The organism is Frankia tisae, from assembly GCF_025403405.1.
GTDB classification, from domain to species: Bacteria; Actinomycetota; Actinomycetes; order Frankiales; family Frankiaceae; genus Frankia; species Frankia tisai.
In genome coordinates this window covers 1-9,625 of sequence record NZ_JANEZT010000268.1, presented here as the reverse complement: position 1 = coordinate 9,625, position 9,625 = coordinate 1, and the positions used below count along the sequence as shown (strand labels likewise).

The following is a 9,625-nucleotide window of genomic DNA, read 5'->3' as shown; positions in this document are numbered from 1 at the left end:
GTGGGGACGAGGATGGGCGTGGTGCACGCGATGGTCGCGGGCCAGGGCGAGGGGAGAGCTCGTGCGCGCGCTTCGGATCACCCGCCACCAGTCGGCTCCCGAGCTCGTCGAGGTGCCCGATCCGGTCCCCGGGCCAGGTCAGGTGCGGCTGCGGGTGGCCGCCGCCGGGGCCTGCCACAGCGACCTGCACCTGATGGAGATGCCGCCGGAGCAGCTGACCCGTCAGGGCCTGCGCCTGCCGTTCACCCTCGGCCACGAGTGCGCCGGCTGGGTCGACGCGGTCGGCCCCGGGGTCAGCGCGGTCCGGGTGGGCGATGCCTGCGCCGTCTATGGGCCCTGGGGCTGCGGGCGCTGCCGGCCGTGCGCCCGCGGCGCCGAGCAGTACTGCGAGGTCACCCACGGAGCGGGCGGCCCCGGCCTCGGCGGGGACGGCGGCATGGCCGAGTACCTGCTTGTCGACGATGCGCGTCACCTCGTCCCCCTCGGCGACCTCGACCCGGTGGCCGCGGCGCCGCTCACCGACGCCGGGCTCACGCCGTACCACGCGATCCGCAAGGCGCTGCCGCTGCTCGGGCCGGGTTCGACCGCGGTGGTCATCGGGGCCGGCGGACTCGGCCACCTCGGCATCCAGATCCTGCGGGCGATCACCTCGGCTCGCGTCGTCGCCGTCGACGTCGCCCCGGCCAAGCTGTCCCAGGCGCTGGCCCTCGGCGCGCACGCGACGGTGCCGGCAGGCGAGGATGAGGATACGGCCGCCGCGATCCGTGCGGAGACCGCCGGCGGACGGGGCGCGCAGGCCGTGTTCGACATGGTCGGCAGCGCCTCGACGATGGCCACCGCCGCGGCCGCCGTCGGCGTCGAGGGGCGGCTCACCGTCGTGGGCCTGGCGGGCGGGGCGCTGCCGTTCCGGCTCGGGGCGGTGCCGTTCGACGTCGATGTCTCGCTGCCGTACTGGGGCACCCGCGGTGAGCTGTTCGAGGTCCTCGACCTTGCCCGCGCCGGCCTGATCCGCGCCCACGTCGAGACCGTCTCGCTGGCCGGCATGCCGGCCGCCTACGACCGGCTGCGCGCGGGCGAGGTCACCGGCCGCGTCGTCATGGTCCCCGACCGTGAGCATGCGCGTCAGGTGGGGAGCGGATGGCCGACCCCGTCGATCTTCTCCGGGCAATCCGCCTGACCGAAGCCGAACTCCCGATTTCGGTCGGGTCCGTGAAGCTCGCCGGATCGCCGACACGTGCATCGCACAGGCGTGTGCCTGGTCAACGTCCGACTGCACGTCGACCGCCCTCCGGCATCATCCATGTACGTACAGGATCCGTTGCATACACTCTGGCGCGGAGTGCATCCGGGTGGAGTCGGTACGGATGCGGGTGAGCGCACCTGCGGGTGTGGTGATGGGGAGGTCGGTTCGGGGCTTGCCCTGTCCGTTCTGCGTAATTGTTGGTGCCCCATGTGGTGATGAAAGTCTCGATGGTGGACAATCTGCTCACGTTAGGTCGCCGAGCGGACCGCGCAGGGGATGGGTAGATCATGGATGAAGTGCCTGGGTGGGCCGCGGGCGTCGACGTCGACCGGCCGAGCGCTGCGCGGATGTACGACTACGCACTCGGTGGGTCGCACAACTTCGCCGCCGACCGGGAGGCGACCCAGGCGGTGATCGCGGCCTTCCCGGACGGGCCGCTGGTGGCGCGGTCGAACCGGCTGTTCCTGCACCGGGCGGTTCGCTTCCTCGCCGCCGAGGCGGGGATCACCCAGTTCCTCGACCTCGGCTCGGGCGTGCCGACCGTAGGCAACGTGCACGAGGTCGCCCAGGGGATCAACCCGCAGGCGCGGGTCGTCTACGTGGACATCGACCCGGTGGCCGTCGCCCACTCCAGGATGCTGCTCGCCGACAACCCGCAGGCGGCAGTGCTGCAGGCGGACATCCGGGAGCCGGCGTGCATCCTCAGGTCGAGCGAGGTCACCGAGCTGCTCGACCTCTCCCAGCCCACCGCGGTGCTGATGGTCACCGTGCTGCACTTCGTCGCCGACGGCGACGACCCGGCCGGGATCATCGAGGCCTTCCGGACGGCCACGGCGCCCGGCAGCTACCTGGCGATTTCTCACGTCACCGCCGACGAGCGGGCCGAGCAGGTGCACGGCGCGGGCAAGGTCTACGAGTCGACGTCGACCGGTGTCACCCCGCGAACCCGGACCGTGATCGCCGGCCTGCTCGCCGGCTACGACCTGGTCGAACCGGGGCTGGTCTACCTGCCCTCCTGGCGGCCGGACGAGGAACACGGCGGCCTCGACCCGCTGGCCGCCGACCCAAGCCGGGCGGTGGCGCTGGCCGGGGTGGGCCGCCGGTAGGTCCGCCCGCCGGAGTCCATCGGTGTCGGTACCGGGACCGCCGGGCGCTGCGCGCGGCCGCGGCGGGGTTCCGTGAGGAGTGGCGTGGAGAAGTTCCTGTCCCCGGCTGCCCGCAGGCGCGGGGTGGCGCGCTTCGCGCAGGTCTGGGCCCGTGCCATCGTCGGCGCGAGCTACCCGGCGACCGACCTGGTCGATGTCGAGGAGCGGCTGGGTGGCCTGACCGAACGGCTCGTCGACGCACTGCTTGCCGAGGCGTTCGCGGAGGAGCCGGCGGCCGCGGTCGGGGCCGCCGTCGCCGAGCACACCTTCGCCGCCGCGGACGCGCTGGCCGCCACGATCCGCGTCTGCGGTGCGCGGCTGCTCACCGAGCTGTGTCTCGACGCGAACGAGGAGCTCACCGGCCGCGTCGCCGCCCTGCAGGGAGCCCTGGCCCAGGGCTACACCCGCGCCCTGCGCGAGCGGATCCTCGCCGGCCAGGACTCGATCCACCGCGCCGCCCACCAGGCCACCGACGCCCGGTTCCAGATGATCTTCGGTGGGGCCGCGATCGGGATCGTGTTCGCCGACGCCTCCGGGCGAATTTTCGACGCCAACGACGCCTTCTTACGGATGCTCGGTCTCGCCCCGCACCGGGTGCACGGCCGGGCGCTGCACGAGTTCGCCCATCCCGAGGATGCCGCCGGCCTGCGCGACGCCCACAACGCCCAGCGCGTCGCCGGACCGGTGCATCTGCGCACGGAGCTGCGCCTCGCCGGGCCCGCCGGCGTCACGGTGCGGGCCGAGCTGACCACGTCCTGCCTGCGCCGGGCCGACGGGCACGGCGAGGTCCAGCTTTCGATGATCCTGGACGTCACCGAGCGCCACCGGCTGCAGAGCCAGCTCCGCCGCCAGGCCCGGCAGGACCCGCTGACCGGGCTGCCCAACCGGACGGTGCTCGTCGAACGGGTCACCGAGCTGATGGCAGCGGAGCCGGACCGGCGCCTCGGGCTGTGCTTCATCGACCTCGACGGGTTCAAGGCGGTCAACGACAGCCTCGGGCACGACGTCGGCGACCGGGTGCTCATCGCGGTCGCCGGGCGGCTCACCGGTGCGCTGGATGCGGGGCAGCTACTGGTCCGGATGGGCGGGGACGAGTTCGTCATCCTGCTCGCCGGCACGACCGGCATCGACGACGTCACCGCCACCGCCCGCGCCGTGCTCGCGGCGCTGGCCGAACCCGTCCGGGTCGGCGACCAGGCGCTGTCGATCGGCGCCAGCATGGGCCTCGTCGAGCGGCCCGTGGCCGACGGCGACCTCGCGGACCTGCTGCGCGCCGCGGACATCACCCTCTACCAGGCCAAGGACGCAGGCCGGGGGCGGTGGGCCGTCTTCGACGCGGAGCGCAACGCCCGCCAGGTGACCCGGCACACCCTGTCGACGATGCTGCCCGGCGCCGTCGAGCAGGACCAGTTCACCGTCGTCTACCAGCCGATCGTCACCCTCGGGGGGCGCTCCGGCGCCGGCTGGCCGGGCGGGGCGATGGTCGGGGTGGAGGCGCTGGTCCGCTGGCGGCATCCCCGGTTCGGGGTGCTCACGCCGGAGGCGTTCATCGGCCTGGCGGAGGAGACCGGCCAGATCGTTCCACTGGGCCGCCGGGTGCTCGAGCTGGCCTGCCGACAGGCGGCCGAGTGGCGCGAGCTGCGCCCGGACGGCGCGGGCGCGCCCTACGTGAGCGTGAACCTCACCGCCCGCCAGACCCGCGAGGCCGACCTGGTCGACCAGGTCGCGCGGATCCTCGACGAGACGGGGCTGCCGGCGCAGATGCTCCAGCTCGAACTCACCGAGAGCGAGATGATGAGCACGGCCGACGAGCCGATGCGGGCTCTGGACGGCCTGGCCGCGATGGGGGTGCGGATCGCCATCGATGATTTCGGCACCGGTTACTCCAACCTCGCCTACCTGCGCCGGCTGCCGGTGCACACCCTGAAGCTCGCCGGGCCGTTCGTCGATGACTTCGGTTCGGCTCGCCGGCACGACCCCGACGGCGAGAAGATCGTTCGGATGCTCGTCGAGCTCGCCCACTCGCTACGCCTGACGGTGACGGCCGAGGGCGTCGAGACCGCCGACCAGGCCGAGCGGCTGTGCCAGGTCGACTGCGACAGTGCCCAGGGCTACCTGTTCGCGCGGCCGCTGCCGCCCGGTGAAATCACCCGCCGGCTGCGCGCCGCCCCCGCCCCTGCCCCCGTCACCGTCCTGCCCGGCACCGAACTGCCGGAGCGCGGGCAATCGGTGCTGCTACCTCACGTTTTGTCGCGGAAGTAGGCAGTCTTGACTTGGTCCGGGACCGCTCTAGCATCGTTTGCAACGTAAACGGCGTATTGCGGGCTCGGCGCCGACCAGACGGCCCGTCGGGGAGGGTCACATGCCACAGGGCGCGGGCGCGGCGATGCTCGGCGAGCTGTCCCGGCATCCGGCGGACCGGCTGGCCGTTGTGATGGCCGACGGCAGCGCGCAGCGCACCTTCGGCGAGCTGGAACGGCACAGCCGCAAGGTCGCCCACCTGCTCGCCGGCTACGGGCTGCGCCATGGCGACCACGTGGCGATCCTGCTGCCGAACCGGCCCGAGTACTTCGAAGCCGCCTGGGGCGCGCAGCGCAGCGGCCTGTACTGGACACCGGTCAACTGGCATCTCACCGCCGAGGAGACCGCCCACATCGTCGACGACTGCGGGGCGCGGGTGCTGTTCACCTCCGCCGAGCTGGCTCCGATCGTCAAGCGGGTCCGGGAGTCGGCCGCCGCGTTGGAACACATCGTCATGATCGATGCGGGGCCGGCGGACATCGCCGAGGGCATCGTCGACTACCGCGCCGCCCTCGCCGGCCAGCCGGACAGTGAGCCCGCGGACCAGGCCGAGGGCATCTACATGTTCTACTCGTCGGGCACGACGGGCCGCCCCAAGGGCATCGAGCCGGCGCTGCCGCTCAACCCCTACGGCACCGGGCTGGCCATCGACCAGGCGATGGTCGGATCGTTCGGCTTCGGCCCCGACAGCGTCTACCTGTGCCCAGCGCCGCTCTACCATGCGGCGCCCACCGGTTGGAGCACCGCGACCCAGCGCCTCGGCGGCACGGTCATCCTCATGGAGCGCTTCGACCCGAGCGAGGCGCTGCGGGCGATCGAGCGCTACCGGGTCACCCACGTCCAGGTCGTGCCGACGATGTTCGTTCGCTTACTGAAGCTGCCCGCCGCGCAGCGCACCGCGTTCGACCTGTCCAGCCTGCGCCTGGTCGTGCACGCCGCGGCGCCCTGCCCGCCCGAGGTCAAGCAGCAGGTGATCGACTGGCTCGGGCCGATCGTGTTCGAGTACTACGCCGGCAGTGAGGGCGGCGGCATGTGCGCGCTGACCTCCCAGGAGTGGCTCACCCACCGCGGCTCGGTGGGGCGGGCCGTCATCGGCGTCGTACACATCGTCGGCGAGGACGGTGCGGAGTTGCCCGTCGGCGAGATCGGGCGAGTCTACTTCGAGAGCCCGACCCGCATGGAGTACCACAACGACCCGGAGAGGACCGCCGCCGCCTACGACGACCGCGGCTGGCTCACCCTCGGCGACCTCGGTCACCTCGACGCCGACGGCTACCTCTACCTCGCCGACCGCCGCACCGACCTGGTCATCTCCGGTGGGGTCAACATCTACCCCCAGGAGATCGAGAACGCGCTGATCCTGCACCCCGCCGTCGCCGACGTCGCGGTGATCGGCGTGCCGGACGCCGAGATGGGGCAGCGGCTGCTCGCCGTGGTCCAACCGGCCGCCGAGGCAGTCGCCGGGCCGGAGCTCGCCGCCGAACTGCAGGCGTTCGGCCGCGAGCGGCTCGCCGGCTTCAAGGTTCCGCGCACGGTTGAATTCGTCGAGGAACTGCCGCGGCTGCCCACCGGCAAGCTGCAGCGCGTCCGGTTGCGCGAGCGCTACGCCGGCTGACGCCTCCTCAGCCGCGGTCGGTTCTCAGCCGTGGCGGTTCTCAGCCGTGGTCGGTGCCCAGGCGCGCCCGGTTGCCGGCCATCACCTCGACCCGGCGCTGCTCGATTTCGGCGAACGCCGGCGGGGTCTCGGCCGCGCCGTGCGTCTCCGCGGCGCTTGCCGGGGTGGTGTAGGTGGCGATGCCCTCGGCGTAGACCTTCTTCAACCCGCGCGTCATCCGCGGGTCGACCTCGCCCACGTCCGCGGCCACCGCCAGCGCCCGCTCACGCAGCTCCCCGTGCGGCACGACCTCGGTGACCAGCCCCATCCGCAGCGCCTCGGCGGCGTCGACGATGGCGCCGCTCAGCGACATCCGCCGGGCGTTGCCGATACCGACGAACAGCGGCAGGTGCGCGGTCATCCCGCCGCCGGGCAGCACCCCGACGCGGACGTGGGTGTCGGCGAACACGGCGCGCTCGGAGGCGATGAGGAAGTCGCAGCCCAGGGCGAGCTCCAGGCCGCCGGTGAACGCCGCCCCGTTGACGGCGCCGATGATCGGAGTCCGCATGCGCGCGACCTGGCCGACGCAGTTGGTGTCCGCGAACTGGTCGAAGTACTTCTTGCCGTCCCGCGCGGCCTCCTTGAGGTCGACGCCGGCGCAGAACGCCGGGTCCGCGCCGGTGAGGACGACCACGTGCACGCCCGGGTCCTTGTCCGCGGCGACTAACGCCGAATACAGCTCGGTGATGAGCCCGCCGCCGAGGGCGTTGCGGGCCTGCGGCCGGTTCATGGTGATCAGGCGCGTGGTGCCGAGCGTCTCGGCGATCAGAACATCACTCATCAACGGAGTATTTCCCAGCGCCGCCGGCGGCGCGACCCTTCCCACCTGCGCCGGTGGCTGCGAAAAGAGGCGGCCGCGGCGGGGCGTCGGGGAGTAGCGTCATCGGCATGGACCGTGGCGGTCACCTGGTCGGCATCTACCTGACAGCCGGCCGTGGCGCGCCGATGCGGGCCCATTCCCGGGCGCGCGTGATCGAAGGGCGCGGCCTGGACGGTGACCGGTACGCGGCGGGCACCGGGACCTACTCCGCGCGCGCAGGCTCCGGGCGGGCGGTGACGCTGATCGCCCGAGAGGCGGTCCGTGCCGTTGCCGAGGAGGGCCGGGTCCAGCTCGCCGAGCACGAGACCCGGCGGAACCTGGTGACCGAGGGGATCGACCTGCCGGACCTGATCGGCCGGGCATTCCGCATCGGGGACGTGGTGCTGTTCGGCGCGCGGCCGTGCCCGCCCTGCGGGTACCTCGAGCGCCTGCTTGACCGCCCGGGCGTCTGGCGGGCGCTCGTCGAGCGAGGCGGCCTGCGGGCGGACGTCGTGCTCGGCGGCACGCTCGAGCTCGGCGCCGCCGTCGTCGCGTTGCCTACGCCCCGAACCGCCCTGAACCGCCCTGAACCGCCCTGAACCGTGCGGATCGGTCAGTGTGCCGGGAAGTCCGTATCGGGCAGTCGGGGAGGCGACAAGATCGAAACGTACAGCGTCGTGTCCGTTGCGGAGTGAGACCGTAGGCTGAGGCGGTGTCGTCTTCGCGTGGTTCCGGCGCTTTGAGATCACGGACCGTTCGGCCGTCTCGCCGTCCGCGGTCCGCGCGGCCTGCGGGGCCGGCCGGTCGGGTTCGCGCGGGTGGGCTCATGCTTGGGCTTGCCGTCGGCTTCGGGGCGGTTGCCGCAGGTTGTTCCTCCGACGGGTCCGGTGCCTCGGCGGACGTGCGGATCACCGGCTGCGTGCGTGACCCCGACAACCATCGGGCGGTGGTCACGGGCGAGGTGAACAACGGCTCGTCCAAGCGGTCGAACTACGTGATCCAGGTTGACGTGAAGGCCAACGACAGCAAGATCGAAAGTGGGCTGGCCTCCCTGTTCAAGGTGGACTCGGGCGCCGGTAAGACGTTCAGCATCCACCCGGTGGGCGCGGACGTCCCCAGCGACACCAAGCTGACCTGCACCGTCGCCCATGTCGGGCGGATCGCCGCCGAATAGTGGCCGGACAGGCCCGCGGCGGCGCAGCTCGTCGGTGCTCGGGGCCGGTGCCCGGCGGCCGGCAATCGCTTGTCTCCGCCCGACGTGGCGGCATACACAGGGAACGGCGCTTCGACAGCGCCAGCAGTGAGCAGTCCCTGGCCCGGGTGATCCATGGAGGATGCCGATGTCCGACTCCGAGCGCGTGTCCGTCGTGCGGCGGGTGCCGGCCGCCGCGAGCGAGATCTTCGCGCTCATCACGGACCCGCACGGCCATGTGCGCATCGACGGCTCCGGGATGCTCGTCGCCCCGGTCGGCGCGAAGCGCCTCGAGCAGGTCGGTGACACCTTCGAGATGGACATGGATCGCGAACCGCTCGGCGACGTTCCCCTCGGTCGCTACAAGGTGATCAACACGGTCACCAGGTTCAGCCGGGACGCGCAGCTCGAATGGGGCGTCGCGGGGGTCGGCATGCCGAACGTCGGCCACGTCTACGGCTACCTGCTCGACCCCGTCGACGCGACCACCACCGACGTGACGTCCTACTGCGACTGGAGCGGGTCGCCCGAGCGGTGGAAGGCCCGGATCACCTGGCCGGTGGTCCCGGTGGCGTCCCTGGAGAAGTCGCTGGAGAACCTGGCCCGGGTCGTCGTGACGCCGGCCGGCTGACCATCCGGTCCCGTGCCGTCAGGGCCGGGTGGTCATGGCTGGCCGGCCGCGGCGGGCGGCCCTGGTACAGGCGGGGCCGCGGCGAGGCGGCGGGCGGCACGGGTTGGTCGGGCTGGTCGTGATCGGGCTGGTCGTGATCGGGTTCGTCGTGGTCGGGCTGGTCGCGCAGCAGGCCGACCCGAGCCGCGACCCCGAGGCTGTAGAGCAGCGAGCGCACCCGGGAGTCGATCTCGTCCCGGATCGGCCGGACGTCCTCGAGCGGCTTTTCCGCCGGGTCGTCGAGCTCCCAGGTGAGGTACCGGGTGTGCGGGTAGATCGGGACAGTGCCGGCGCAGCCCATGCTGATGACGACCGAGGCGGTGCGCACGGCGTCGTCGGTGAGCCGGGTCGGGCAGGCACCGGACAGGTCGATGCCGACCTCGGCCATCGCGGCGACGACCGGGAGATGCAGGGTCGCCGCGGGCGCCGTACCGGCTGATCGGGCCTGCACCCGGCCGCCGCCGTGCTGGTCGAGCAGTGCGGCACCCATCTGGGAGCGCCCCGCGTTGTGCACGCACACGAACAGCACCTCGGGCGGGCGTGCCAGGGGCACCCTGGGCTGGGCCTGGCGCAGCGGGACGGGGGTCAGGGGCAACGAGTCGGGCGGGGACGGCGCACGCC

Annotated in this window: 9 protein-coding genes; 7 read left to right on the top strand and 2 right to left on the bottom strand. The window is 72.7% G+C overall.

Annotated elements, in window-relative coordinates:
• From NBZ85_RS22070 to NBZ85_RS22055, 4 genes are all read left to right on the top strand, one after another.
• Positions 1-1,177 (top strand): NAD(P)-dependent alcohol dehydrogenase (locus NBZ85_RS22070; RefSeq protein WP_261562522.1); only part of this gene is annotated, 1,177 nt, incomplete at its 5' end.
• Positions 1,178-1,530: 353 nt separating this feature from the next.
• Positions 1,531-2,349, top strand: coding sequence for an SAM-dependent methyltransferase (locus tag NBZ85_RS22065; RefSeq protein ID WP_261555253.1), 819 nt, complete (start codon positions 1,531-1,533; stop codon positions 2,347-2,349).
• Between the two features lie 84 nt (positions 2,350-2,433).
• Positions 2,434-4,650 carry a putative bifunctional diguanylate cyclase/phosphodiesterase gene (locus tag NBZ85_RS22060; protein WP_261562521.1) on the top strand — a complete coding sequence of 739 codons (2,217 nt, stop codon included), beginning with the start codon at positions 2,434-2,436 and terminating at the stop codon, positions 4,648-4,650.
• Positions 4,651-4,750: 100 nt separating this feature from the next.
• Complete coding sequence (locus NBZ85_RS22055) at positions 4,751-6,304, top strand: acyl-CoA synthetase (protein WP_261555258.1); 1,554 nt, start codon at positions 4,751-4,753, stop codon at positions 6,302-6,304.
• Between the two features lie 40 nt (positions 6,305-6,344).
• Here NBZ85_RS22055 and NBZ85_RS22050 read toward each other — a convergent pair whose 3' ends face one another.
• Positions 6,345-7,124, bottom strand: a complete 780-nt coding sequence (locus tag NBZ85_RS22050) for an enoyl-CoA hydratase (RefSeq protein WP_261555259.1) — start codon at positions 7,122-7,124, stop codon at positions 6,345-6,347.
• Between the two features lie 107 nt (positions 7,125-7,231).
• On the opposite strand from NBZ85_RS22050, the gene NBZ85_RS22045 reads away from it, so the two are divergent.
• From NBZ85_RS22045 to NBZ85_RS22035, 3 genes are all read left to right on the top strand, one after another.
• Positions 7,232-7,741, top strand: coding sequence for an MOSC domain-containing protein (locus NBZ85_RS22045; RefSeq protein ID WP_261555261.1), 510 nt, complete (start codon positions 7,232-7,234; stop codon positions 7,739-7,741).
• A gap of 227 nt (positions 7,742-7,968) precedes the next feature.
• Positions 7,969-8,316, top strand: a complete 348-nt coding sequence (locus NBZ85_RS22040; protein ID WP_261555263.1) for a hypothetical protein — start codon at positions 7,969-7,971, stop codon at positions 8,314-8,316.
• A gap of 166 nt (positions 8,317-8,482) precedes the next feature.
• Positions 8,483-8,965, top strand: coding sequence for an SRPBCC family protein (locus NBZ85_RS22035; protein ID WP_261555265.1), 483 nt, complete (start codon positions 8,483-8,485; stop codon positions 8,963-8,965).
• Here the strand turns inward: NBZ85_RS22035 and NBZ85_RS34100 are convergent.
• Positions 8,883-9,625: arsenate reductase/protein-tyrosine-phosphatase family protein (locus tag NBZ85_RS34100; protein WP_308205206.1), on the bottom strand; the 743-nt coding region annotated here is incomplete at its 5' end. The genes NBZ85_RS22035 and NBZ85_RS34100 overlap by 83 nt on opposite strands.